18 protein-coding genes are annotated in these 24,969 nt (G+C 59.8%); 5 read left to right on the plus strand and 13 right to left on the minus strand.

The genetic code is table 11. The features are described 5' to 3' along the window. Positions 1–128 precede the first annotated feature (128 nt). Both rpsI and rplM read right to left on the minus strand, forming a co-directional pair. A complete protein-coding gene (rpsI, locus tag IHQ43_RS24155) occupies positions 129–521 on the minus strand; it encodes a 30S ribosomal protein S9 (protein ID WP_007956794.1) in 393 nt (130 codons plus the stop codon). Positions 522–535: 14 nt separating this feature from the next. Next, positions 536–964 carry a 50S ribosomal protein L13 gene (gene rplM / locus IHQ43_RS24160; protein WP_003228062.1) on the minus strand — a complete coding sequence of 143 codons (429 nt, stop codon included), beginning with the start codon at positions 962–964 and terminating at the stop codon, positions 536–538. Positions 965–1,208: 244 nt separating this feature from the next. Between rplM and IHQ43_RS24165 the strand changes: the two genes are divergently transcribed. After that, positions 1,209–2,249 (plus strand): NADP(H)-dependent aldo-keto reductase, encoded by a 1,041-nt coding sequence (locus tag IHQ43_RS24165; protein ID WP_192562360.1) that lies wholly within the window; start codon positions 1,209–1,211, stop codon positions 2,247–2,249. A gap of 147 nt (positions 2,250–2,396) precedes the next feature. Here IHQ43_RS24165 and IHQ43_RS24170 read toward each other — a convergent pair whose 3' ends face one another. Beyond that, positions 2,397–3,533 carry an acyl-CoA dehydrogenase family protein gene (locus IHQ43_RS24170; RefSeq protein WP_192562361.1) on the minus strand — a complete coding sequence of 379 codons (1,137 nt, stop codon included), beginning with the start codon at positions 3,531–3,533 and terminating at the stop codon, positions 2,397–2,399. A gap of 246 nt (positions 3,534–3,779) precedes the next feature. On the opposite strand from IHQ43_RS24170, the gene IHQ43_RS24175 reads away from it, so the two are divergent. Continuing rightward, positions 3,780–4,676, plus strand: a complete 897-nt coding sequence (locus IHQ43_RS24175; RefSeq protein WP_178076451.1) for a GlxA family transcriptional regulator — start codon at positions 3,780–3,782, stop codon at positions 4,674–4,676. Between the two features lie 62 nt (positions 4,677–4,738). On the opposite strand, the gene zapE is transcribed toward IHQ43_RS24175, so the two are convergent. The 3 genes from zapE to IHQ43_RS24190 all read right to left on the minus strand — a co-directional run bounded on the left by zapE (position 4,739) and on the right by IHQ43_RS24190 (position 7,933). Then, the gene (gene zapE / locus IHQ43_RS24180) at positions 4,739–5,833 is read right to left on the minus strand and encodes a cell division protein ZapE (RefSeq protein ID WP_085606932.1); all 1,095 of its coding nucleotides are present in this window, start codon (positions 5,831–5,833) and stop codon (positions 4,739–4,741) included. 90 nt (positions 5,834–5,923) lie between these two features. Next, entirely contained in the window at positions 5,924–7,279 is a 1,356-nt protein-coding gene (locus tag IHQ43_RS24185; protein WP_007956800.1) for a tryptophan--tRNA ligase, read from the minus strand. Between the two features lie 24 nt (positions 7,280–7,303). Further along, on the minus strand, positions 7,304–7,933 hold the full coding sequence (locus IHQ43_RS24190; RefSeq protein ID WP_192565055.1) for an alpha/beta hydrolase: 630 nt from the start codon (positions 7,931–7,933) through the stop codon (positions 7,304–7,306). A 144-nt stretch (positions 7,934–8,077) separates the two neighbouring features. Between IHQ43_RS24190 and IHQ43_RS24195 the strand changes: the two genes are divergently transcribed. Further along, positions 8,078–8,512: a Z-ring associated ZapG family protein gene (locus IHQ43_RS24195; RefSeq protein ID WP_192562362.1), complete on the plus strand. Its 435-nt coding sequence runs from the start codon at positions 8,078–8,080 to the stop codon at positions 8,510–8,512. A gap of 252 nt (positions 8,513–8,764) precedes the next feature. Here IHQ43_RS24195 and IHQ43_RS24200 read toward each other — a convergent pair whose 3' ends face one another. Both IHQ43_RS24200 and IHQ43_RS24205 read right to left on the minus strand, forming a co-directional pair. Continuing rightward, complete coding sequence (locus tag IHQ43_RS24200) at positions 8,765–9,499, minus strand: YiaD family glycine zipper/OmpA-like lipoprotein (RefSeq protein ID WP_192562363.1); 735 nt, start codon at positions 9,497–9,499, stop codon at positions 8,765–8,767. A gap of 114 nt (positions 9,500–9,613) precedes the next feature. Next, the gene (locus IHQ43_RS24205) at positions 9,614–10,246 is read right to left on the minus strand and encodes an MBL fold metallo-hydrolase (RefSeq protein WP_192562364.1); all 633 of its coding nucleotides are present in this window, start codon (positions 10,244–10,246) and stop codon (positions 9,614–9,616) included. 230 nt (positions 10,247–10,476) lie between these two features. On the opposite strand from IHQ43_RS24205, the gene IHQ43_RS24210 reads away from it, so the two are divergent. Beyond that, the gene (locus IHQ43_RS24210) at positions 10,477–14,775 is read left to right on the plus strand and encodes a M10 family metallopeptidase C-terminal domain-containing protein (RefSeq protein WP_192562365.1); all 4,299 of its coding nucleotides are present in this window, start codon (positions 10,477–10,479) and stop codon (positions 14,773–14,775) included. 98 nt (positions 14,776–14,873) lie between these two features. Here the strand turns inward: IHQ43_RS24210 and IHQ43_RS24215 are convergent, their stop codons facing one another. The 5 genes from IHQ43_RS24215 to IHQ43_RS24235 form a co-directional block, all read right to left on the minus strand. Continuing rightward, a complete protein-coding gene (locus tag IHQ43_RS24215; protein WP_192562366.1) occupies positions 14,874–17,606 on the minus strand; it encodes a winged helix-turn-helix domain-containing protein in 2,733 nt (910 codons plus the stop codon). Positions 17,607–17,793: 187 nt separating this feature from the next. Continuing rightward, positions 17,794–19,158, minus strand: a complete 1,365-nt coding sequence (locus tag IHQ43_RS24220) for a DUF1329 domain-containing protein (RefSeq protein WP_192562367.1) — start codon at positions 19,156–19,158, stop codon at positions 17,794–17,796. 28 nt (positions 19,159–19,186) lie between these two features. Then, a complete protein-coding gene (locus tag IHQ43_RS24225; RefSeq protein ID WP_192562368.1) occupies positions 19,187–21,076 on the minus strand; it encodes a DUF1302 domain-containing protein in 1,890 nt (629 codons plus the stop codon). A 336-nt stretch (positions 21,077–21,412) separates the two neighbouring features. Further along, positions 21,413–23,095 carry a fatty acid--CoA ligase gene (locus IHQ43_RS24230; RefSeq protein ID WP_192562369.1) on the minus strand — a complete coding sequence of 561 codons (1,683 nt, stop codon included), beginning with the start codon at positions 23,093–23,095 and terminating at the stop codon, positions 21,413–21,415. Positions 23,096–23,251: 156 nt separating this feature from the next. Further along, positions 23,252–23,881 carry a LysE family translocator gene (locus tag IHQ43_RS24235; protein WP_007956831.1) on the minus strand — a complete coding sequence of 210 codons (630 nt, stop codon included), beginning with the start codon at positions 23,879–23,881 and terminating at the stop codon, positions 23,252–23,254. A gap of 91 nt (positions 23,882–23,972) precedes the next feature. Here IHQ43_RS24235 and IHQ43_RS24240 point away from each other — a divergent pair, with 91 nt between their 5' ends. Further along, a complete protein-coding gene (locus IHQ43_RS24240; RefSeq protein ID WP_179693775.1) occupies positions 23,973–24,938 on the plus strand; it encodes a 2-hydroxyacid dehydrogenase in 966 nt (321 codons plus the stop codon). The last annotated feature ends 31 nt before the right edge of the window (positions 24,939–24,969 follow it).

Here is a 24,969-nt window from a genome sequence, read left to right on the forward strand (position 1 = left end):
GCCTTGTAGTATAGGGGGTCTACGAATGTGGCAAGTTGTCACAGCGCAATTATTCAAGAAATCGCACGCATAAAAAAACGCCCGGTTCCGTGAGGAATCGGGCGTTCTTTTTGAACGTGGAAGCGAAATTAACGCTTCGAGTACTGCGGACGCTTACGCGCTTTACGCAGACCAACTTTCTTACGTTCAACTTCACGGGCGTCGCGGGTAACGAAGCCAGCTTTGCGCAGAGCGCTACGCAGGGTTTCGTCGTAGTCCATCAGCGCGCGAGTGATACCGTGGCGGATTGCGCCAGCCTGACCACTTACACCACCACCGATGACGGTGACGTAGATGTCGAACTTCTCGACAGTCTCAGTCAGTTCCAGCGGCTGACGAACTACCATGCGGGCAGTTTCGCGACCGAAGAACGTGTCCAGGGAGCGGTTGTTGATGGAGATGTTACCAGTACCCGGACGCAGGAAAACGCGTGCGGTTGCGGTCTTGCGACGGCCAGTGCCGTAATTTTGAGTCGCCGACATAATGAACTATTCCGTTAAATCTTCAGTTCTTGGGGCTGCTGAGCAGTATGAGGGTGTGCAGCGCCCGCATAGACTTTCAGCTTACGGTACATGTCGCGACCCAGTGGGTTTTTAGGCAGCATGCCTTTAACCGCGGTCTCGATCACGCGCTCAGGGGCCTTGGCGATCAGCTTTTCAAAGTTGATCGACTTGATGCCGCCCGGGAAACCGGAGTGGGAGTAGTACATTTTGTCAGTGGTTTTAGCACCGGTAACACGGATCTGCTCGGCGTTGATTACGACGATGTAGTCGCCGGTGTCAACGTGAGGAGTGTACTCAGGCTTGTGCTTGCCACGCAGACGGCTCGCGATTTCGGTGGCCAGACGACCCAGGGTCTGACCAGCAGCGTCGACGACAAACCAGTCGCGCTTTACTGTTTCCGGTTTAGCAGTAAAAGTTTTCATTCTTTATAGCCTCAGGGGCCGCCTGTAAATAAGACGGCGGATCTTACTGAATAGTGCGTACTTTGACAAGTCAAAGGCAGCCGGATACAGACGCTTTCGGGGGCTCGGGTCGGCGCGTCCGTTCAACGGCAAGATTCTTCGGCGGCGGCGCATCACTTCCACTGCAGAAAGAGGTCGGCAATTATGCAGATTGCGAAAAAAATTTCAACCTGCTTTTATGCTTGTTTTGCCCAAGGAGCACCCGATGGACTATCGCCAGCTAGGCCGTACCGATCTGAACGTGAGTGCAATCTGCCTCGGCACCATGACCTGGGGCGAGCAAAATACTGAAGCTGAAGCCTTCGCCCAGATCGAACGGGCCAAAGAGGCCGGGATCAATTTCCTCGACACCGCCGAGATGTACCCGGTGCCACCAAAAGCCGATACCTACGCCACCACCGAGCGCTATATCGGCAATTACTTCAAAAGCCGTGGCGACCGCGCCGACTGGATCCTCGCCAGCAAGATCGCCGGCCCGGGCAACACCATCGACTACATCCGCGACAAAAATCTGCGCCACAATCGCCAGCACATCACCGAAGCCGTGGACGCCAGCCTCAAGCGCCTGCAGACCGATTACATCGACCTCTACCAGTTGCACTGGCCGGAGCGCAGCACCAACTTTTTCGGACAACTGGGCTACAAGCACCAGACCGAAGCCAACCTGACGCCGCTCGAAGACACCCTCGAAGCGCTCGATGAGCAAGTGAAGGCCGGCAAGATCCGCCACATCGGCCTGTCCAACGAAACGCCGTGGGGCACCATGCGTTTCCTGGCTTTGGCCGAAGCCCGTGGCTGGCCACGCGCCGTATCGATCCAGAACCCGTACAACCTGCTCAACCGCAGTTTCGAGATCGGCCTGGCGGAAATCGCCATCCGTGAACAATGCGGCCTGCTCGCCTATTCGCCGCTGGCGTTCGGCTTCCTGTCGGGCAAGTACGAAGGTGGGGCGCGTCCGCCGAAAGGCCGCCTGAGCCTCTACAGCCGCTTCAGCCGCTATTTCAACCCGCAGTCGGAAGCCGCGTGCAGCCGCTATGTGGCACTGGCCCGGGAACACGGCCTGGATCCGGCGCAAATGGCCCTGGCGTTTGTGAATCAGCAACCGTTCGTCACCAGCAACATCATCGGGGCGACGACGCTGGAGCAACTGGACAGCAACATCGCCAGCTACGAGCTGAAACTGTCGAGGGAAGTGCTGGAAGGGATCGAAGCGATTCACAAGGATCATCCGAACCCGGCGCCGTAACCCAGGACGATGATCGTTCCCACGTCGAGGCGTCGAACCGTCTGCGTGGGAACGCATACCGTGACACTCCGCGTCACTTCCATAGCGGACGCAGAGCGTCCACGGCGGCATTCCCACGCAGAGCGTGGGAACGATCACACGCTCGGATCAAAGTGACCGCGCAATGATCTCCTTCATGATTTCATTGGTGCCGGCATAGATTCGCTGCACCCGCGCATCCGCCCAGGCCCGGGCCACCGGGTACTCCCACATGAAACCGTAGCCGCCATGCAGTTGCACGCACTCGTCGAGCACCTTGCATTGCAGGTCGGTGCCCCAATACTTGGCCATCGCCGCCGTCGGCACATCAAGCTTGCCTTGCAGGTGCAACTCCAGGCAGCGGTCGACGAACACCCGGCCGATCTGAATCTCGGTGGCCATTTCCGCCAGTTTGAAGCGGGTGTTCTGGAAGTCGGCAATCGATTTGCCGAACGCCTTGCGGTCACGGGTGTAATCCAGCGTCCATTGCAGCGCCGCCTCGGCCGAGGCCAGCCCCCCAATCGCTACGGTCAGACGCTCCTGCGGCAGTTCCTGCATCAGATAGGCAAATCCCGCCCCGGCCTGACCCAGGAGGTTTTCCTTCGGCACGCGCACGTCCTGAAAGAACAATTCCGACGTGTCCTGAGCCTTCATTCCGACCTTCTCCAGGCGCTTGCCCTTGTCGAAGCCCGGCGTGTTCGCCTCCACCAGAAACAGGCTGGTGCCCTTGGCGCCGGCCTTGGGATCGGTCTTGGCGACGACGATCACCAGATCCGCCAGGAAACCATTGGTGATAAAGGTTTTCGAACCGTTGATCACATATTCGTCGCCATCCAGCACCGCCGTGGTCTTGACCCCTTGCAGGTCGGAACCGGCGCCCGGTTCGGTCATGGCGATCGCGGTCACCATCTCGCCAGACACCAGTTTCGGCAGGTACTTCTGCTTCAGCGCCTCGCTGCCGTAATGCAGGATGTACGGCGCGACAATGTCCGAATGCAGCGAGAAACCGATACCGGTCAGGCCCAGCCGCCCTACTTCTTCGATCACGACTGCGCTGTAAAGAAAGTCCGCCCCCAACCCGCCGTATTCCTCCGGCAGATGCGAGCAGAGCATCCCCGCCTCCCCCGCCTTGTTCCACAGCTGGCGGTCGATGTAGCCTTGTTTTTCCCATTGCCCATGGAACGGCACGGCCTCTTTTTCGAGGAATGTTCGTACGCTGTCGCGGAACAATTCGTGCTCGGAGCTGAACAAGGTTCTGGGAATCATGCGGCACCTTTTCTTTATTGTTGGAGGGATCAGACCTTCAGAGACTAAGCCTCGCTTCCGATACAGGACACTGGACACATCCGACAAAAAATAAGACGATCCAGCCGTCTGGTGACCACTTTCCCTTATAAAAACAAAAGTTGAATTATGTCCAAGCAAGTCTCCACGCCCTTGCGGCGCGTCAGCATCCTGGCGATCGACCGGGTTTTCGCTTCCACCCTCATGCAAGCCAAGGATTTCTTCCACCTGGCCAGCCTGCGTTACGGCAAACAACTGGGCCACGGCCTGACTCCGGCGTTCGAAACCCGCCTGGTCAGCCCCGACGGCAAACCGGTGAACAGCTTCAGTGACGTGGTCATGCCGGTGGACGGCGGCCTGGAAAACGCCGATGTCATCATCCTCCCGGCGTTCTGGGACGATTTCGATACGCTGTGCCAGCGTTATCCACAGGTCCTGCCGTGGCTGCGCGAGCAGCATGCCCGGGGCGCCGTGCTCTGCGGCGAGGCCACCGGGGTGTTCTGGCTGGCCGAGGCCGGATTGCTCAACGGCAAAGAAGCGACTACCTACTGGCGTTTCTTCAACGCCTTCGCCGAGCGCTTCCCGCAGGTCTATCTCAATCAGGACAAACACCTGACCGACGCCGACAACCTGTATTGCGCCGGCGGTACCACCTCGGCCTGCGACCTCTACATTTACCTGATCGAGCGCTTCTGCGGCGCCAATGTCGCCCAGGCGGTGGCCCGCGACATTCTCTATGAAGTGCAACGCAGCTATGCACCGGGCCGCATCGGTTTCGGCGGCCAGAAACTGCACCAGGACGTGATCATCCTGCAGATCCAGCACTGGCTCGAAGAGCATTTCGCCGACAAGTTCCGCTTCGAAGACGTGGCGCGCGAGCACGGTATGAGCATCCGCAACTTCATGCGCCGCTTCCAGACCGCTACCGGCGACAAGCCGCTGCACTACCTGCAACGGCTGCGCATCGAGACCGCCAAGGGCTTGCTTTCCGGCAGTCGCAAGAGCATCAAGACCATCAGCTACGAAGTCGGCTACGACGATGCGAGTTTCTTCGCACGGCTGTTCCGCCAGCACACCGAACTGTCGCCGAACCAGTACCGGCAGCAGTTCCAGCAAGCTGCCTGACGATTCGACCAGACACAAAAAAGGGCCTGCATCTGCAGGCCCTTTTTGTTTCCCGAATCTGCTTAAGGCTTGTGTGCCCGAGACAGGAATTCGTGAGATTGCATCTCCAGCAGACGGCTGAGGGTACGCTGGAATTCGAACGTCAGGCGTCCGCCGGTGTACAAGTCTTTCAACTCGACTTCGGCAGAAATGATCAGTTTGACGTTACGGTCGTAGAACTCGTCGACCATGTTGATGAAGCGTCGGGCGATGTCGTCGGTGGTGACGCTCATCTGCTCTACGCCACTGAGCAGCACGGCATGGAAAATCTTGCCGAGCTCGATGTAGTCGTTCTGGCTGCGCGGGCCGTCGCACAGTTCGCGGAAGTCGAACCAGGCCACGTCGTCGCAGGTGCGCAGGGCGCGGATTTCGCGGTTTTCGATGATCAGCACATCGTTTTCCACCGCCGCCGTGCACTCAGGCGTCAGCGCGCGGAAGCTCTTGCGCAGGCTTTCGTGAGCGGCTTCGTCGAGTGGGAAGTGGAACAGTTCCGCCTGCTCAAGGTGACGCAGACGATAGTCGACGCCGCTGTCGACGTTGACGATTTCGGTGTTCTGCTTGATCAGCGCGATGGCCGGCAGGAAGCGCGCGCGTTGCAGGCCGTCCTTGTACAGGCCGTCCGGCACGATGTTCGAAGTGGCGACCAGGGTCACACCGTTCTTGAACAACTCTTCCATCAGCGTGCCGAGGATCATGGCGTCGGTGATGTCGGAGACGAAGAACTCATCGAAGCAGATGACCCGCGATTCCGTCGCGAAACGCTTGGCGATGATGGTCAGCGGGTTTTTCTCGCCGCCGAGGGTTTTCATTTCTTCGTGCACGCGCTTCATGAAGCGGTGGAAGTGGGTGCGGGTCTTTTCCTTGAATGGCAGGGCTTCGAAGAAAGTGTCCACCAGGTAAGTCTTGCCGCGACCCACGCCGCCCCAGAAATACAGGCCCTTGACCGGGGTCTGATCCTTTTTGCCAAACAGCTTGCCCAGCAAACCCGGCTTGTTCTGCTCGGCCGCGATCAGATCGTCGTACAGGCGCTGCAGATGACGCACGGCAGTTTCCTGGGCGGCGTCATGGAAGAAGTCCGGGCGTTTCAGATCAGCTTGATATCGTTCTAGGGGCGTCATAATTCGTTAGCAAGGCAACAAAAACGGGCCGTCACTGTAGCGATGGCCCGTGGGAATGGCAATCGGCCCTTGGTCGGACCGGCCCGTTGATTATTCCTGAACCGGTGTCAGAGCGATCCGCAAGGCCTCGACGGCCGCGTCCCGCGCAGCCACGTCGGCGAACGCCGGGCTGTCGCCGACGCACTCGCCTTCCAGCCAGACGCTGAAGCTCAGGTCTTCGCTGCGCACATCCAGCGCCTGACCCGATTGCAGCTGCTTGGTCACCTGACCGGCGGTTTTACCGTCGGCGAAGTTACGCGACAGCAGCAATTGCTCGCCGTCGGCCGCCAGCAGACGGAAACGGAAGCTGCCGTCGTCTTCACGGAAGCTGACGAAACGTGCGGCTTTCGCGGCTTTCTTCTTGGTGGTCGCGGCCACCTGAACCTGATTGACGAAGGAGCGCAGACCGACTGCTTCGCGCAACTCGTTGAGGAACGGCGTCGCCACCGCACGGGCCTTCTTGGCGCCGTGCTGCAGGATGTCTTCCAGATCTGCCGGACGCTCGATCAACTGGTGATAACGCTCGCGGGACTCGCCCAGTTCGTTATCCAGCAACTGGAACAGACGGTTTTTCGCCTCGCCCCAACCCAGACCGCCCAGCAGTTCGCTGCGGAATTCGTCAGCCTGCGCCGGCGTGGAGAACGCCTGGAACAGGGTGAACAGGTGCGAGTTGTCCGGATCTTTCGCTTCGCCCGGCGCGCGGGAGTCGGTGACGATCCGCGAAATCGCGTCCTTCATTTCCTTGGCGCTGGAGAACAGCGGAATGGTGTTGTCGTAGCTCTTGGACATCTTGCGACCGTCCAGGCCCGGCAGGGTGGCAACGCTTTCCTCGATCAGCGCTTCGGGCATGGTGAAGAATTCCTTGCCCTGACCGAACAGGTGGTTGAAGCGCTGGCCGATATCACGGGCCATTTCCACGTGCTGGATCTGGTCGCGACCGACCGGCACCTTGTGCGCGTTGAACATCAGAATGTCCGCCGCCATCAGCACCGGATAACTGTACAAGCCCATGGTGATGCCGGCATCCGGGTCTTCGCCGGTCTCGACGTTCTTGTCCACCGAAGCCTTGTAGGCGTGGGCGCGGTTGAGCAGGCCCTTGGCGGCGACGCAGGTCAGCAGCCAGGTCAGCTCGGGGATTTCCGGGATGTCGGACTGACGATAGAAGGTCACGCGATCCACATCCAGACCACCGGCCAGCCAGGTCGCGGCGATTTCCAGACGCGAGCGCTGGATGCGCAGCGGGTCATCGCACTTGATCAGGGCGTGATAGTCGGCCAGGAAGTAGAACGAATCGGCATTGCTGTCGCGGCTGGCGAGAATCGCCGGGCGGATGGCGCCGGCGTAGTTGCCCAGGTGCGGCGTGCCGGTGGTGGTAATGCCGGTGAGGATGCGGGTACGGTTCGTCATGGGTAATCGCTTGTCAGACTGCAATCAATTCGAGAGACGCGGCAGGATCAGATCCTTGAGATCGGTCAGCTTGCCATGAAAAAAGTGTCCGCATTCTGCCACTTTCAGCAGCTCATGGGGGCGCTGGAGTTTGTCGGACCATTCGTAGACCAGCTGCGGATCGATCACTTCGTCGGTTTCCGGCTGGATCACGGTCAGTTCGCCCTGCTGCGGCAGTTGATCCTGATCGCCCAGACGCATCACCGCCGGCGCGACCATGAACAGGTGCTTGAGCGTGATGCCTTGGGCTTCGAGTCGACCGCCGAGACTTGCTGCAACAAATCCACCGAAGGAGAAACCGAACAGGGTCAGCGGCAGATCCGGATGCTTTTCCAACAGCCAGGCGGCAGCGGCCTGAGCGTCGTCGACTTCACCGGTGCCCATGTCATGAGAACCTTCGCTGGCACCGACGCCGCGATAGTTGAAGCGCAAGGTGATCAGGCCCGCATCGCGCGCGGTGCGCTGCAGGGTCGAGACGACCTTGTTGAGCATGGTGCCGCCCTGCACCGGGTTCGGATGGCAGATCAGCGCGATGCCGCGGGGCTGCTCGTTGTCCAGATACAAAGACTCAAGTTGCCCCACCGGGCCATCAATCACTACAGGGGTTTCACGCATCAGCAAGGAAGGAACTCCGTGACCTCGAATCGGGTCGACTCGTCTAGCAAATTGTCTGTGCCAGTCTATTGCGAGTGAATCGCGGTATACAGCGCAGGTTCGAGCCGTTAACGTAAAGCAAAGCCGTTTATAGAGGAAGGACTCGTGGAACACTCGCTCTTAGTTTGGTTGTTACCGACTCTTGCCCTGGTTGTGGGTGTCGCCATTGGTTTCCTGATCGCACGCGTTGCGCCGAACGCCGCGCCCAGCCGCACGCAGCGTCAACTGGATGATATTCAGGAACGTTTCGACAGTTATCAGAACGAAGTGGTGACCCACTTCAACAGCACCGCCAATCTGGTCAAGAAACTGACCCAGAGCTATCAGGAAGTGCAGGACCACCTCGCCGAGGGCGCCAACCGTCTGGCCCTGGACGAGCAGACCCGTCAACGCCTGCTCGCCTCGCTGCACTCTGAAGCAGCACAGTCCCCGCGGGAACGCCTGACGCCACCGCGGGATCAGGAACCGCCGCGTGACTACGCGCCAAAGACCCCGAACTCGCCAGGCATGCTCGACGAGCATTACGGCCTGAAGAAGTAATCAGCCTTCGCGCCAACAAAAAGCCCCCGGACAATTCGGTTGTCCGGGGGCTTTTTTGTATCCGCCGATATGTATCGCCAGTGATGGCCTCATCGCGGGCAAGCCCGCTCCCACAGGTATTGGTGGTGTACACAAAATCTGTGTTCCACACATCACCCTGTGGGAGCGGGCTTGCCCGCGATGGGGCCATAACAGGCCACACACAAAAATGCCCGATCATCAGGACCGGGCATTTTTTCATTCAGGCTTCAGTTACGGATACTGCTGAACTGTGCCCGGCTGTTGCTGCTGACCACCGTACTGTTGGCCCGGGATCGCCTTGAGGTTGACCTCGACGCGGCGGTTCTGCGCGCGGCCGTTGACGTCACCGTTGCTGGCGATCGGATTATCCGGACCGGCACCGCGGGCGCTCAGGTTGGCACCGCTGACGCCTTGCGAGGTCAGGTAGGTGGCCACGCTCTGCGCACGACGCTGGGACAGGTCCATGTTGTGCTGACGGCTGCCGGTGCTGTCGGTGTAGCCGACGATTTCGATCTGGTTCTGGTTGAACTCTTTGAGCGAGTTGGCCAGGTTGTTCAGTGGCTGATAGAAGCTGGAAGCGATGTTAGCCGAGTCGGTGGCGAAGGTGATGTTGCCCGGCATGATCAGCTTGATCTGATCGCCCTGACGCTGCACTTCAACTCCGGTGTTGGCCATGCTGGCGCGCAGTTTTTTCTCCTGCTGGTCGGCGTAGTAGCCATAACCGGCGGCCGAAGCACCGACGACGGCTGCGCCGATCAGCGCGCCCTTGCCGCGGTTGTTGTGGTCGATGGCGGCACCGGCCAGCGCACCGGCCAGTGCACCGAGGCCACCGTACTTGGCGGTTTTGCTCATGCCCTGGGAGCCACCGTCGGCCTGACCCTGATTGTCATACGGGTTGGGCGAGGCGCAGCCGGACAAAACGGCCACGGCAGTAGCGACAATAATCAAACGACGCGTGGTGAACATGGAGTGCTCCTACATTTTGCATTCTGTGGTGCAGCGGCCATTGGCAATTGGCCCGTGCGGGCGTTGGATCATGACAATGCACAAAAATTCCGCCGGGCACCCGTGACAAAATGTTTAGGCACGCACGAACGGGTTTTCACGCATTTCATCCCCCAGACGCGTATCCGGACCATGCCCGGTCACAACGGTTGCATCTTCATCCAGGGTGTACAGCCGCTGCTTGATCGATCGCACGATGGTCGCCTGATCGCCGCCCCACAAATCCGTGCGCCCTACTCCGCGACGAAACAACGTGTCGCCGGCAATCAACAGCTTAGCCTCGGAAAACCAGAAGCTCATGGAACCTGGCGTATGCCCCGGCGTATGCAACGCCACGCCGCAGCCGCAGGCCAGTTCCTCGTCGTCGCTCAACCAGCGATCCGGCGACGGCACCGGCGTGTAAGGCACGCCGAACATCTGGCATTGCATCTCGAGGTTGTCCCACAGGAACTGATCATCCTTGTGCAGGTGCAAGGTAGCGCCTGTCTTCTCTTTCATCTGGCCGGAAGCCAGGAAGTGATCGAGGTGCGCGTGGGTGTGAATGATGCTGACCACTTTCAGACCGAGGGCATCGAGGCGAGCCATGATCAGGTCAGGATTGCCGCCCGGGTCGACGACGATGGCTTTTCTGGTGATCGGGTCGCCGATGATCGTGCAGTTGCACTGAAGTGGGCCGACGGGGAAGGTTTCGCGGATGAGGGTGTTCATAGTGCCACTCGTCGAATATTCATGCGTATTGGGGGTGTGCCCAAGAATAACAGCTGATTTTTTTCTGCAGATTCAACAAGCCGTCCCGATATACAAGGTGAGCCAATTTTCTGACGTCAGTATCAAAAAAATAATGGCGTAGTGATATCAATTGACGCTGAATCTGGTACAAAATTATTGCTTTGTAGCGGCCATATCAGGACGGCCGCAAACTCACTCAGGATATTCAAATGTCGTCTCCGCTTGGCTATGCACTCACGCAGTCGTCGTTTTTAACCGGCAATACGCAGGCCGATAGCCTGATCTATGGCACGCAATGGCTGAGCCCGGACTTCGGAGGGGAGGATTTCCTTTCGACCCGCCTGACCTACAGTTTTGTTACGGTGGGTCAATCGTACTTCGCCAGAGACTACACGCCAGATAACGAATTCCTGAACAGCTTCAACCTGACCACCGCGCAACAGTCGGCTATCACCAGTGCCCTCAATAACTGGAGTTCGGTGGCGAACATCAAGTTCACGCTGGTGAGTGACAACATCAACAGCGCAGGTGACCTGCGGTTTGGCGGTTACTCGGGCATGGATCCGAAGACAGCTGCCTGGGCGTATTTCCCAGATGAAAAACCATCGGCAGGCGACGTGTGGATCGGGCCTGTGACGAACGACCCGAACCCGGTCAAAGGCACCTACGACTACATGACGTTCGTGCATGAAATTGGTCATGCGCTGGGTCTCAAACATCCTTTTGAGGCCAGCACATCCAACAGCAATGTAATTTCGCCGCTACTGGACGACTCGCATTTCACGGTGATGAGTTACAACAATGCCTACTCGTACCAGCCAACTACGCCGATGTTGCTGGACATTCTGGTCATTCAGAAACTGTATGGCGCCAACATGCTTTGGCAAACCGGTGACAATGTCTACAAATGGGGCGCCAACCAATCGGTATTCGAAACAATCTGGGATGCCGGCGGCAACGATACTATCGATGCCAGCAACCAGTTGGCGCCCGTCAGCCTGAACCTTAATGAAGGCGCGTTCAGTCAGATCGGCAAAGCATTCACCGACGGCACCAACCTGTTGAATGATGGCTTGGCAATTGCCTATGGTGCCAAGATCGAAAATGCCATCGGCTCGGCCTTCGACGATGTCCTCACAGGTAACGATCTGAACAACACCCTCGACGGTGGTCTTGGCGCAGACACCATGATGGGCGGTGCCGGCATCGACACGTATTACGTCGACAACGTCAACGACGTGGTCATCGAAACCGATGCCTCGCTGACCGCCATCGACCGGATCTTCTCCAGCGTCAGCTACAGCCTCGGCGCCAACGTCGAGAACCTGTTGCTGACCGGTAGCGCCAACATCAACGCCACCGGCAACGAAGTCGTCAACCGTCTGGTCGGCAACGACGGCAACAACATTCTCGACGGCGGCCTGGGTGCCGACCGACTGGAAGGCGGCCTGGGCAATGACACCTACATCGTCGACAACGTCGGTGACATCGTCATTGAAACCAGTGCCCTGGCCAATGAGATCGACACCGTTCAAGCCTCGGTTAGCTACAGCCTCAGCGCCAACGTTGAAGATCTGATCCTGACCGGTACTGCCCATATCAATGGTACCGGCAACAGCCTGAGCAACACCCTGACCGGCAATGCCGGCAACAACATTCTCGACGGCGGCCTGGGTGCCGACCGACTGGAAGGTGGCCTGGGCAATGACACCTACATCGTCGACAACGTCGGTGACATCGTCATTGAAACCAGTACCCTGGCCAACGAAATCGACACGGTGCGCGCCTCCATCGACTGGACCCTGGGTGCCAACCTGGAAAACCTTGTCTTGACCGGCAATGCCATCTACGGCACCGGCAACAACCTGGACAACACCCTCACCGGCAACGACCAGGACAACGTCCTCAATGGCGGCGTTGGCGCAGACATCATGATCGGCGGTGCCGGCATCGATACGTATTACGTGGATAACGTCAACGACGTGGTCATCGAAACCGACGCCTCGCTGACCGCCATCGACCGGATCTTCTCCCGCGTCAGCTACAGCCTCGGCGCCAACGTCGAGAACCTGTTGCTGACCGGTAGCGCCAACATCAACGCCACCGGCAACGAAGTCGTCAACCGTCTGGTCGGTAACGACGGCAACAACATTCTCGACGGCGGCCTGGGTGCCGACCGACTGGAAGGCGGCCTGGGCAATGACACCTACATCGTCGACAACGTCGGTGACATCGTCATTGAAACCAGTACCCTGGCCAATGAGATCGACACCGTTCAAGCCTCGGTTAGCTACAGCCTCAGCGCCAACGTTGAAGATCTGATCCTGACCGGCACTGCCCATATCAATGGTACCGGCAACAGCCTGAGCAACACCCTGACCGGCAATGCCGGCAACAACATTCTCGACGGCGGCCTGGGTGCCGACCGACTGGAAGGTGGCCTGGGCAATGACACCTACATCGTCGACAACGTCGCTGACCAGATCATCGAAACCAGCAACAACGCCAACGAAATCGACACGGTGCGCGCCTCCATCGACTGGACTCTGGGTGCCAATCTGGAAAACCTTGTTTTGACCGGCAACGCCATCTACGGCACCGGCAACAACCTGGACAACACTCTCACCGGCAACGACCAGGACAACGTCCTCAATGGCGGCGCTGGCGCAGACATCATGATCGGCGGTGCCGGCATCGACACGTATTACGTCGACAACGTCAACGACGTGGTCATCGAAACCGATGCCTCGCTGACCGCCATCGACCGGATCTTCTCCCGCGTCAGCTACAGCCTCGGCGCCAACGTCGAAAACCTGTTGCTGACCGGCAGCGACAACATCAACGCCACCGGCAACGAAGTCGTCAACCGTCTGGTCGGCAATGCCGGCAACAACATTCTCGACGGCGGCCTGGGTGCCGACCGACTGGAAGGTGGCCTGGGCAATGACACCTACATCGTCGACAACGTCGGTGACATCGTCATTGAAACCAGTACCCTGGCCAACGAAATCGACACGGTGCGCGCCTCCATCGACTGGACCCTGGGTGCCAACCTGGAAAACCTTGTCTTGACCGGCAACGCCATCTACGGCACCGGCAACAACCTGGACAACACCCTCACCGGCAACGACCAGGACAACGTCCTCAATGGCGGCGTTGGCGCAGACATCATGATCGGCGGTGCCGGCATCGATACGTATTACGTGGATAACGTCAACGACGTGGTCATCGAAACCGACGCCTCGCTGACCGCCATCGACCGGATCTTCTCCCGCGTCAGCTACAGCCTCGGCGCCAACGTCGAGAACCTGTTGCTGACCGGTAGCGCCAACATCAACGCCACCGGCAACGAAGTCGTCAACCGTCTGGTCGGCAACGACGGCAACAACATTCTCGACGGCGGCCTGGGTGCCGACCGACTGGAAGGCGGCCTGGGCAATGACACCTACATCGTCGACAACGTCGGTGACATCGTCATTGAAACCAGTGCCCTGGCCAATGAGATCGACACCGTTCAAGCCTCGGTTAGCTACAGCCTCAGCGCCAACGTTGAAGATCTGATCCTGACCGGCACTGCCCATATCAATGGTACCGGCAACAGCCTGAGCAACACCCTGACCGGCAATGCCGGCAACAACATTCTCGACGGCGGCCTGGGTGCCGACCGACTGGAAGGTGGCCTGGGCAATGACACCTACATCGTCGACAACGTCGCTGACCAGATCATCGAAACCAGCAACAACGCCAACGAAATCGACACGGTGCGCGCCTCCATCGACTGGACCCTGGGTGCCAATCTGGAAAACCTTGTTTTGACCGGCAACGCCATCTACGGCACCGGCAACAACCTGGACAACACTCTCACCGGCAACGACCAGGACAACGTCCTCAATGGCGGCGCTGGCGCAGACATCATGATCGGCGGTGCCGGCATCGACACGTATTACGTCGACAACGTCAACGACGTGGTCATCGAAACCGACGCCTCATTGACCGCCATCGACCGGATCTTCTCCCGCGTCAGCTACAGCCTCGGCGCCAACGTCGAGAACCTGTTGCTGACCGGCAGCGACAACATCAACGCCACCGGTAACGAAGTCGCCAACCGCCTGGTCGGCAACGCCGGCAACAACATTCTCGACGGCGGCCTGGGTGCCGACCGACTGGAAGGTGGCCTGGGCACCGATACGCTGACCGGAGGTGCAGGTGCAGATACCTTCATATTCAATAACTGGAATGAAACCGGTACGGGAAGCCTGCGTGACGTCATCACCGACTTCAGCAGCGCGCAGGGTGACAAGATCGATCTGTCGAAGTTTGATGCCAACTTGCTGAGTGCCGGTTTCAACGGGTTCAGCTTCATCGGCGCTGCTGACTTCACGGGCGCAGGTCAACTGCGCTTCGTAGACCATGTACTCTCGGGAAATGTCAGCGGCAATGTCGGGGCGGATTTCGAAATTCAGCTGGTGGGTGTCAATGCATTCAGTGCCAGCGATCTGGTGGCCTGACGCTCTTATTGACTGCCTCACACGGCGTCGGAAATTGATTCACCTTCAAAAACAAAACGCCCCGACCATTCGGGGCGTTTTGTTTACGATGCCTGGCATCAACTCAAAACACCCAGCGACTTTGCCCGCGCCACCGCTTGCGTTCGCCGCCCCACCCCCAACTTGCTGTTGATGTGGCTGGCGTGAGTTTTCACCGTGTGCAACGAGATGAATAACTGCTCACTGATTTCCTGATTCGAGCAACCTTGGGCGATCAGGCGCAGTACCGCCAGTTCGCGACTGCTGAGCTGCTCAGTGGCTCCACACTCCACGGTCACGCGGAGCGCCGTCACCGGAAGGTGCTCCAACAATTGCGGTCCGGCCAGCGTCGGTGATGCCTGCAACTGTCCACGTAACCAGTCCGAGTGTTCTTTCACCAAACCATCGAACGGCTGCAACACACCACCCGCCGCAGCTTCCAGCGCCAGACTCAACGTCTTGCGCGCCTCCGGTTCGCGCCCCGCCACCAGTAGCAGCGCGACCTTCTGCGTCAACGCCATCACGCTGAGCAACTGGCGACCGGTTTGCTGGCCGTTCTCGTGCAAGACGCTCAACCGCCCTTCGGCGAGCATCAGCTTGCCTTGTGTCACATCGAGCAGCGCCTGCTGCAGTTCGACATGCAAGGGCAACTGAGGATGAAACTCAGGCGGTGCGGCGGCACGGTCACCGGTGTAGGTCTGGCCGAGGCGCACCAGCCAGGCTTCCGCCAGATCGGTGCGGCCCTGGGCCAGCCAAAGTTCACATTTGACCAGGGTAATCATCGCCAGGTAGTAGATCGGCGGAACATCCCAGATGTGCATCAGACGTTCGGCTTCGGCGAGTTCAGCGAAGGCTTTGGCGAATTCGCCGCTCGCACCGTCCAGCCGCGCGATCACGCAGTGACCGATCAATACGCTGATGTCGCGGCAGGCTCGTGCTTCACCCAACCCCGCCTGCAATCGCACCTTGGCCGCCTGAGGCTGCAAACGCATTGCCAGCAGGAAACCTTCATAAAGCGTCAGTCTGGCACGCACTGCGTACAACCGCTGAGCCGAGAGGCCACGCAAGCGCCCGAGGCCCTCATGGACCTCCTCCAGAGCACGCAGAATTTCGCCACGGGCCTGCAACACACGGGCGCGATCGTAATGCGCGAGTGCTTCGAACAAGGGATTGCCAACCCTCTGCGCCAGCTCCAGCGATTCGCGATTCAACCTGCGGGCGCGCCAAAGATCACCATCGGCAATCGCCAGATTGGACAAGGTCGACAGGCACATCAGCCGCTGGCCGTAACGTTTGGCCGGCAGACTCTCAAGCGCCTCGCCGCAGTAGGTCAGCGTCAGTTCGCGCTGACCGCGCCCGCGCGCGATGATCCCGCTCAGCGCCAGCCATTGCGCGAGCATGGACTTTTGCGCTGTGGCCGAAGGTGCCGGCAGAAACCGGCTCAGATGGCTGACGAGTTCTTCCGCCGCATCGAGCTGACAGGCCAGTCCCAGCGCCCAGCTGTACAACACGATCAAGCGGGGGGTGCTTATCAGCAGGCTGTCGGGCAAGTCCATTTTCCAGCGCAGCAACATGCCGACGTTCTGTTCGGCCAGCAGCTGTTCTTCGGAAAGGTTCTGCACCAGGTTAGCCGCCACATCTAGATGACCGGCGCGTAACGCCTGCTCCACCGCTTCGTCGAGCAAGCCCTGCGCATTGAACCAGCGGCAGGCACGCAGATGCAGCGTCGCGGTCGGCACCATCGCCTGGGCGACCGCCCGACTGCGCAACAGATCAGAGAACAGATGGTGATAGCGATACCAGTGGCCATGTTCGTCCAGCGGCACCAGGAATACCTGATGCGCCAGCAGAAACCTGAGGATTTCGGCGCTGTCATGTGCCTCTCGTACGGCATCACACAGCTCACTGCAAAAACGCTCCTGGGATGCGGTTTCGAACAGAAACGCCTGAACCTCGGCAGGCAGGCAATCGATGACCTCCTCCAGCAGATAATCGCGAATCAGCCCTTCTCCGCCGTTCAGCGCGTGTGGCAGCACTGAATCACTCTCGGCTTCGGACTGGGCCAGCAACCAGAATCGCAGTCCGGCCACCCAGCCTTCACTACGCAGGATCAGGTTTTCCAGCGCTTCACCACGCAACGAACTGCTGTGTCGATCAAGCAGGGCCGCCGCTTCGTCGTGGGTCAGGCGCAAATCCTGTTCGTGCAGTTCCAGCAGCTGGCGCGACAGTCGCAGGCGAGCCAGGTGCCAGTCCGGGCGCTGCCGGCTGGTGACCATGACCACCAGGCCATCCGGTAAATGATTGAGGAAAAATTGCAGGCAACGGTCGAGCACCGGCCCTTGAGCCAAGTGGTAATCATCCAGTACCAACAACAGCGGAGCCGTCGTTTGCAGATGCAGCGCCAATTCATCCAGCAGCCCGTCGAGCCATTCCTCGAACGCAAATGGCTGATGACGTTGACGCATTTTGAGCAGCCCCAGTGCCCGGCTGCCCAATTGCGGAAAGTAATCCTGCAGGCCTTCGAGCAGACGCTCGAGAAACCGCCCCGGATCGTTGTCCCGGGGGCTCAGACCTAGCCACAGACTTTGCCAGTGTGCCGGCAGACTTTGGCAAAACTCTACCGCGAGCGAGCTCTTGCCGAACCCGGCCGGAGCGCTGACCAGCAACAAGCGCCCTCCGAGCCCCGCACTCAGGCGCTCGCACAAACGGGGTCGCAGCACGTAGCCATCGGGTAACGGCGGACGGAAAAAACGTCCGTCCAATGCCGCGACGGCAACGCTTGCGGGGCCCGGAAGTGGGGAGAGATCAGTCATGGCCGGCTCTTGTTTGTATGGCTGTTGGCGGCGTAGCAGATGTCCGCAGACTAGCCTTAAACGAAGCGGTTATGAAGGTCGTTGCTACAAATGGCTACAAAAAGGCTACGGAAAAAGCGACAGGCAAAAAAACGCCCCGAACCGGTCGGGGCGTTTTCACGAGGATGCGGCCTCGGTTTACAGCAGCTTAGCGAATACCGTCCTGGCGCAGCGCGGCCGGCGAGAAGTCGCTGATGGTGGCGGTGAAGCCAAAGTCATAAGCCCGGCTTTCTTCGTTCTTCATGCCCAGTGCCAGATAACGACCGGACTGCAGATCGTAGAGCGTTTCCAGGGTGTACCACGGCACTTCCACGTTGTAGTAGTCCTGAGCGTGAGCTTCCGCCACGCGCCACAGTTGGTTGCGACCGTCGTAGTGATCGATCACGGCCGCTTGCCAGGTGTCTTCGTCGATGAAGAAGTCACGCTTGGCGTAGATGTGACGCTGACCTTCCTTCAGGGTCGCGGTCACGTGCCAGACGCGACGCAGTTCATAACGCGCCAGATCCTGGTTGATGTGCCCGGCCTTGATGATGTCGGCGTACTTCAGCTTCGGATCGTCAAGCTTGTAGCTGTCGGAGGCGATGTACATCTCTTGTTTGCCGACCAATTTCCAGTCGTAGCGATCCGGTGCGCCGTTGAACATGTCCAGGTTGTCGGAAGTACGCAGGCCGTCTGCCGCGGTACCCGGGCCGTCATAAGACACTTGCGGTGCGCGACGTACACGACGCTGACCGGCGTTGTAGACCCACGCCGAACGCGGCTCCTTCACCTGGTCGAGGGTTTCGTGTACCAGCAGTACACCACCGGCCAGACGTGCCGGCGCGGTCACTTTCTGCTTGAAGTAGAACAGGATGTTGCCCGGGTTCGCAGGATCGTAATCCTTCATCCGGTCGCGGAACACGAACTGATCCTGGAAGTACACCAGGCTGAACGAGCCGTTCGGTTGCGGAGTGGCCTGGGTCACCAGACGGGTCACGCTGCCGCCGCGATAGCGGGTGATGTGGTTCCAGATGACTTCCACGCCGGTTTTCGGAATCGGGAACGGCACGGCGGTATCGAAGTTTTCCAGGCCGTTGCCACCCGACACCAGGGTCGTGGTGGTGGCGTTCTTCTTGATGGCGGCGAACACCGCATCCGGCACGGTGGCACCGCGATGGGACGGATAGACCGGCATCTTGAAGGTGTCAGGGTAACGCTGGAACATCGCGTACTGACCCGGTGCGAGCTTGGCCTTGTACTGATCGACGTTCTGCTTGGTGATGGTGAACAGCGGTTTTTCACTGGCGTACGGATCGGACAGGAAACCCTTGCTGTCGACAGTGCCGGCATTTTTCGGCATCGGTTTCCAGGCCGGGATCGAACCGTCGGCGTTACCGGCCATTTCGGCGCCCATCGGGGTCAGGCTCTTGCCCAGCTTGTCCGCTTCGGCGGCAGGCACTGCCGCCATGACACCGGTCGCCAGCAGCGACAGGCCCAAAACACCGGCGTGGAACAGACTCTTTGTTATTTTCATAAATTCGTTCGTCCTGAAAATGCAGTGCTTAGAAGTTCACGCCGAAGCTGAGCGCCACGAAGTCGCGGTCATCCACGGTGGTGTACTTGCCGTCGAAGAAGTTGGTGTAGGCCAGGCTCGCGGTGTAGGTGTTCTGGTATTCGGCATCGACGCCCAGGCTGACGGCCTTGCGACCTTCCTCGAAGTTGCCGCCAGGACCTGGCGAGTAGCCGCTGACGTCGTGGGACCAGGCCACGTTCGGCTTGAGGTTCACACCGGCGAACACGTCGTTGTATTCCCAGATCGCACGACCGCGGTAGCCCCACGAAGTAGCCGTGGTAAAGCCACCGTTGGTGCAGTTGCGGCTGCGGTTGTTCTGTGGCGAGCCAGGGCCTGCACCATTGATGGTGCTGGCGTTGAGGATGTTGGCACAGGTGTTGGTCGTGCCGGTGGCCGGCAACTCGCCAGGTCCGTAGACCGGGTCACGGCCGTAACGGACGTCGGACGTGCTTTCCAGACCGCCAACATGGGTCACGCCCACTTCGCCCACCAGGGTCAGACGGCTGGCGCCCATGACCTGATCGAAGAAGTGCGTCAGGGTGGTCTGGAACTGGGTGATTTCCTTGCGACGATAACCGTGCAGGTCCTGGCCCGGAACACCGGTCAGCAGCGAAGCATTAGTCAGCGCGCCGCCCAGCGGACGCACACCGGCGAACAGAATGTCGGTGGAGTTCAGTTGCACCGGCGCGTTCGGCCGGTAGCTGATTTCACCGCTCCACGCCGTACCGGTAGGCAGGGTGGTGGAGAAGCTCAGGCCATACAGGCGGATGTCTTCAGGGTATTCGACGAAATACTTCGAGTTACCCGCCACCAGCAGCGGACCCAGCGCGGCGAACGGACCCGGCAAGGCCGCAGCGGTGTTGTAGACCGATTGCGGAGCACCGGTGGCACTGAAGATCGGTGCGCGGCTGTGATAGTTCATGAAGTACGCGCCGAACTCGGTGTCGAGCGGTTCGAACATGTACTTGAGGGAAGCCCCCCACTGGCCGCTGTCGCGTGCATCGCGATCACCGCCGCGCTGGACCAGAACGCCTTCCTCGTTGACGTTGACGCCGTTGGCAGCCAATGGCCCCAGAGCAATGGCCGGGATCTGCGAGCGCTTGTTCAGCACGCGCAGGTTGTTGTCGCAGCCGTCGGCAATGATGTCCGGCTGGGAGAAGAAGGTGCCGCAGTTGTCGACGACGGTCTGGTCCCACTCAAGCTGATAGAAGGCTTCGGCCGACAGGTTTTCGGTCAGGCTCTGGGACACGTAGAACATGTTGACCGGGATCAGGCCTTCCTTGATCTCGGCACCCGGACGACGGAACGCGGACACGTCGATCGGGTTGATCGAGTTGATGCCGCCGCCGATGAAGGTACTTTCACCCCAGCTCACCACCTGCTTGCCCAGACGCACGGAGCCTGGCTGATCGGCGACCGAATAGTTGTGGTAGACGAAGGCGTCGAGGATCTGACCGCCGGCGGACTTGGCGCCTTCCTTGCGGTTGTGGTCGCTGATGTCCTTGAACTCGCGGCTCTCGTCCTTCAGTTCGAAGTCGTACCAGTACTTGCCACGGACGAACACGCCGGTGTCGCCGTACTTCAGTTCGAGGTCATGGATGCCCTTGAAGATCTTCGAGAAGGTTTCGCCGCTCTTGAAGTTGGCATGACCGTCATCGGAAGTCTGGGACAGACCGTGACCGCCGTTGTTGACGCCGATGAGGTTCTTGTTCGGGCTCTGGGTGGACCAGCTGGCACCGATCGACAGGGAGGAGTCGAACTGGCCTTCGATTTCACCGACGTTGAAACTGACGCCGAATGCGGGCCCGGCGAGCGAAGAAGCAAGACTGACGGCCAGAGGCAGCTTTGCCCGGCGCCAGAACTGGTTTACTGAGGTCATCGACGCTACTCCATGTGCATTATTGTTATGGCAGTGAGTACTTTTAAAAACGCCTGAAGGACCGGGCGCCAGAGGCTTCCCGAAATCGCTTCAATGTTGCATCGCCCCGTTTGTGCGTGTGCCCCGTTCTTAAAAATCCTTGAGCGGACTATAGCCAGCAGGTGGTACTGCTTGATCCCTCTAAAGTGTGATTTGCAGCTGCCGGCCACTCTGGAACAGTCCTTTCGCCAGTCCGACGCATGTCGGCACCGCAAGGATGGCTGAAAATTCGGATTTCACAAGCCAAGCGCTTGCTTGGTGGGTCTGGCGCGCCGTTTTCGGCGCGCCAGGGGACGCTCAGAGCGTCGAGAGGAAGGTGCTGTTGTTGGCCTGCCATTCGGTGATGTCTAGGCGGATGCGCTTCTTGTCGAGCTTGCCGACACTGGTCTTGGGAATTTCAGTAACAAGCGCGATCTGGCTCGGGATTGCCCACTTGCTCAAGTGCCCCAGTTCAACGAACGGCTTGAGGTGTTCCTTGAGCTCGCGTGCCCCGATGGCATGCCCTTCGCGGACCACCAGCAAGGCAAACGGACGCTCGCCCCACTGCGGATCGGCGATGCCCACCACTGCTACTTCACGTACCGCGACGTGGCGGCTGATCAGGTCTTCGAGGTCCAATGAAGAGATCCATTCGCCACCGGTCTTGATCACGTCCTTGATCCGGTCGCGGATGTCGATCACGCCCATGCTGTCCAGCGTGGCGACATCACCGGTGTGCAACCAGCCGCCAGACCACAGCTCGGCGCCCTTCTGCGGCTCGTTGAAATAACCCTCGGTCAGCCATGGCGCACGCAGCACCAGTTCGCCCTGGGTTTCGCCGTCGGCCGGGAGGAAATTCCCCTCGGTGTCGACGATCGCCGCCTCAACCAGTGGCCCCGGCACGCCAGCCTTGATCCGGTAGGTGGTGCGCTCGTCTTCGCTGCCCGCCATCAACTCATCGTTGAGGTGCGCGCACGAAACCAATGGCCCGGTTTCCGACATGCCGTAGGCGGCCGTCAGTTGAATGCCCTTGCTCTTGGCCGTTTCATACAGGGAACGATTGAGCGCACTGCCGCCAATGACGATTTTCCAGCCGCCGAAATCAGTGCCTTGCGCGCCCTTGGCGTTGAGCACCATCTGCAGGATGGTCGGCACGCAATGGGAGAACGTGACCTTTTCCTTGCGCCACAACTCGACCAGAAACTCCGGGTCATAACGTCCCGGGTAGACCTGCTTGAGCCCCAGCATCGTCGCCACGTATGGCAGGCCCCACGCATGCACGTGGAACATCGGGGTGATCGGCATGTACACGTCGTTGGTGCCCAGCAGCCGCACGCTGTCGATGGCGCCCATGATGGTCGATACACCCATGGTGTGCAGCACCAGTTGCCGATGGGTGAAGTACACGCCTTTCGGATTGCCGGTGGTGCCCGTGGTGTAGAACGTGGTGGCGACCGAGTTTTCGTCGAAATCCTCGAAATCGTACTGTGGACTCGCGGCTGCCAGCAGCTGCTCGTACTCGCCGACCAGATTCGGCAGATCGGCGGTCTTTTCCGGCAGATCGGTCAGCAGCAGGGTTTTATCCACCGTGGTCAGGTGCGGTGCGATGGCCTGGTACAGCCCCACGAATTCGCTGTTGACCAGCACGAAGCGGTCCTCGGCGTGGTTCATGGTGTAGAGGATCTGCTCAGGTGACAGGCGCACGTTGATGGTGTGGATCACCGCACCGATCATCGGAATTGCAAACATGCATTCGAGGTAGCGATGGCTGTCCCAGTCCATCACCGCCACGGTATCACCGGCCTTGACCCCGGCCGCCGTCAGCACGTTGGCCAGCCGCGCGACCCGCTCGATCAGGGTCGGGTAGCTGTAGCGCAACTGGTCACGGTAGATGATCTCGCGGGTTTTCTCGTAACGGGCGCCCGACATCAGCAGCCGTTTGATCAGCAGTGGATACTGGTACGCCCCTTCGGCGGGCGGAATAACGCGAGTCTGCAACATAAGAATCCCTTTTCTGACTGCACGGTGTTGGCTTTGGAGTTTCGTACTCTAGAACCGTTATACGTCAGCCAAATCAGCCAAAGGAATGATTTGCAGAGCCGTACAAATGCTAGCTTTGCGCCAGCATTTGCCGAGCCAGGTGACACCGCAGAAGGATCAATGCATCTCGGTGAACGCGAGTTTCACGCCGATGGCGATCAGCACGGCGCCCATGGTGCGGTCGAACCAGTGGCCCATGCGGGCGAAACCGGCGCGCACACGCTGCTGGCTGAACAGCATGGCCACCAGGCAGAACCAGGTGGCAGTCGCAACGGCCAGGTAAATGCCGTAACCGGCCTGCACAGTCAGCGGGGTGTGCGGGTTGATCACCACGGTGAACAGTGACAGGAAGAACAGCGTGGCTTTCGGGTTCAGGCCATTGGTCACGAAACCCGAAGTGAAGGCGCCACGGGCGGTGCGCTCGCCGGCCTCTTTGTGCAGATCATCGGTCACGGTTTTCGCCGGTTGCGCGCGCAGGGCCTTGAAGCCGATGTACAGCAGGTAGGCGGCGGCCGCCCATTTCAAGGCGTTGAACAACACGATCGATTGGGAAACGATCAGGCCGATCCCCAGCAGCGAATAACCGACGTGCAGGAAAATCGCCGTGCCCACGCCCAACGCGGTCCAGGTCCCGGCGCGTCGACCATGGGTCACGCTTTCGCGCACCACTACGGCGAAATCAGGACCGGGGCTGGCGACGGCCAACAGGTGGATCAGGGCAACGGTCAAGAATTCGGTCCAGTACATGGGGGCTCCTTTCGGCCAAGCGTAACGAGTTGTTTCATCTGGTAGGCTCGGCAGATTACGCCTTCCCTTCAAAGCACAACAGGTACAGTTGATGACGAACGCCCACCGCGCCGTATTCCTCGATCACCCGTCGCTGGATCTTGGCGATCTCGATCTGAGTCCTTTGCGTGACTGTTTCAGCGATCTGCAACTGTTCGCCCAGACGTTGCCTGGGCAGGTGAGCGAACGCCTGCAAGGGGCGACCGTGGCGATCAGCAACAAGATCCTGATCGACGCCGCCGCCATGGCCGCCAACCCACAGTTGAAGCTGATCCTGATCACCGCCACCGGCACCAACAACGTCGATCTGGCCGCCGCCCGTGCCCACGGCATCACCGTATGCAACTGCCAGGGTTACGGCACGCCATCGGTGGCGCAACACACGATCATGCTGCTGCTCAACCTCGCCACACGCCTGGCCGATTATCAGAAAGCCGTCGGTGAAGGCCGCTGGCAGCAGGCGAAACAGTTCTGCCTGCTGGATTACCCGATTGTCGAACTGGAAGGCAAAACCCTCGGCTTGCTGGGTCATGGCGAACTCGGCGGCGCGGTCGCGCGTCTGGCCGAAGCCTTCGGCATGCGCGTGTTGCTGGGGCAGATTCCGGGGCGCCCGGCTCGTCCGGATCGTCTGCCGCTGGAAGAACTGCTGCCGCAGATCGACGCCCTTACCCTGCACTGCCCGCTCAACGAGCACACCCGGCACTTCATCGGCGCCCGCGAACTGGCGTCCATGAAACCCGGCGCCTTTGTGGTCAACACCGCCCGTGGCGGGCTGATCGACGAGCAAGCACTGGCCGATGCCCTGCGCAGCGGTCATCTGGGCGGCGCGGCCACCGATGTGTTGAGCGTCGAACCACCGACCAATGGCAATCCGCTACTGGCCGCCGACATCCCGCGCCTGATCGTCACCCCGCACAACGCCTGGGGCAGCCGCGAAGCGCGGCAGCGTATCGTCGGCCAACTGGTCGAAAACACCCAGGCGTTCTACAGCGGTAAGGCGCTGCGGGTCGTCAGTTGATAAACTGCGGCACTTTTTTTCACAGGAGCAG

This window comes from Pseudomonas gozinkensis (assembly GCF_014863585.1).
Lineage (GTDB): Bacteria > Pseudomonadota > Gammaproteobacteria > Pseudomonadales > Pseudomonadaceae > Aquipseudomonas > Aquipseudomonas gozinkensis.

Coding starts and splice junctions, on each gene's coding strand:
- rpsI (WP_007956794.1), bottom strand. CDS start 521: ATGTCGGCGACTCAAAATTACGGCACTGGCCGTCGCAAGACCGCAACC.
- rplM (WP_003228062.1), bottom strand. CDS start 964: ATGAAAACTTTTACTGCTAAACCGGAAACAGTAAAGCGCGACTGGTTT.
- IHQ43_RS24165 (WP_192562360.1), top strand. CDS start 1,209: ATGGACTATCGCCAGCTAGGCCGTACCGATCTGAACGTGAGTGCAATC.
- IHQ43_RS24170 (WP_192562361.1), bottom strand. CDS start 3,533: ATGATTCCCAGAACCTTGTTCAGCTCCGAGCACGAATTGTTCCGCGAC.
- zapE (WP_085606932.1), bottom strand. CDS start 5,833: ATGACGCCCCTAGAACGATATCAAGCTGATCTGAAACGCCCGGACTTC.
- IHQ43_RS24185 (WP_007956800.1), bottom strand. CDS start 7,279: ATGACGAACCGTACCCGCATCCTCACCGGCATTACCACCACCGGCACG.
- IHQ43_RS24190 (WP_192565055.1), bottom strand. CDS start 7,933: ATGCGTGAAACCCCTGTAGTGATTGATGGCCCGGTGGGGCAACTTGAG.
- IHQ43_RS24200 (WP_192562363.1), bottom strand. CDS start 9,499: ATGTTCACCACGCGTCGTTTGATTATTGTCGCTACTGCCGTGGCCGTT.
- IHQ43_RS24205 (WP_192562364.1), bottom strand. CDS start 10,246: ATGAACACCCTCATCCGCGAAACCTTCCCCGTCGGCCCACTTCAGTGC.
- IHQ43_RS24210 (WP_192562365.1), top strand. CDS start 10,477: ATGTCGTCTCCGCTTGGCTATGCACTCACGCAGTCGTCGTTTTTAACC.
- IHQ43_RS24215 (WP_192562366.1), bottom strand. CDS start 17,606: ATGACTGATCTCTCCCCACTTCCGGGCCCCGCAAGCGTTGCCGTCGCG.
- IHQ43_RS24220 (WP_192562367.1), bottom strand. CDS start 19,158: ATGAAAATAACAAAGAGTCTGTTCCACGCCGGTGTTTTGGGCCTGTCG.
- IHQ43_RS24225 (WP_192562368.1), bottom strand. CDS start 21,076: ATGACCTCAGTAAACCAGTTCTGGCGCCGGGCAAAGCTGCCTCTGGCC.
- IHQ43_RS24230 (WP_192562369.1), bottom strand. CDS start 23,095: ATGTTGCAGACTCGCGTTATTCCGCCCGCCGAAGGGGCGTACCAGTAT.
- IHQ43_RS24235 (WP_007956831.1), bottom strand. CDS start 23,881: ATGTACTGGACCGAATTCTTGACCGTTGCCCTGATCCACCTGTTGGCC.
- IHQ43_RS24240 (WP_179693775.1), top strand. CDS start 23,973: ATGACGAACGCCCACCGCGCCGTATTCCTCGATCACCCGTCGCTGGAT.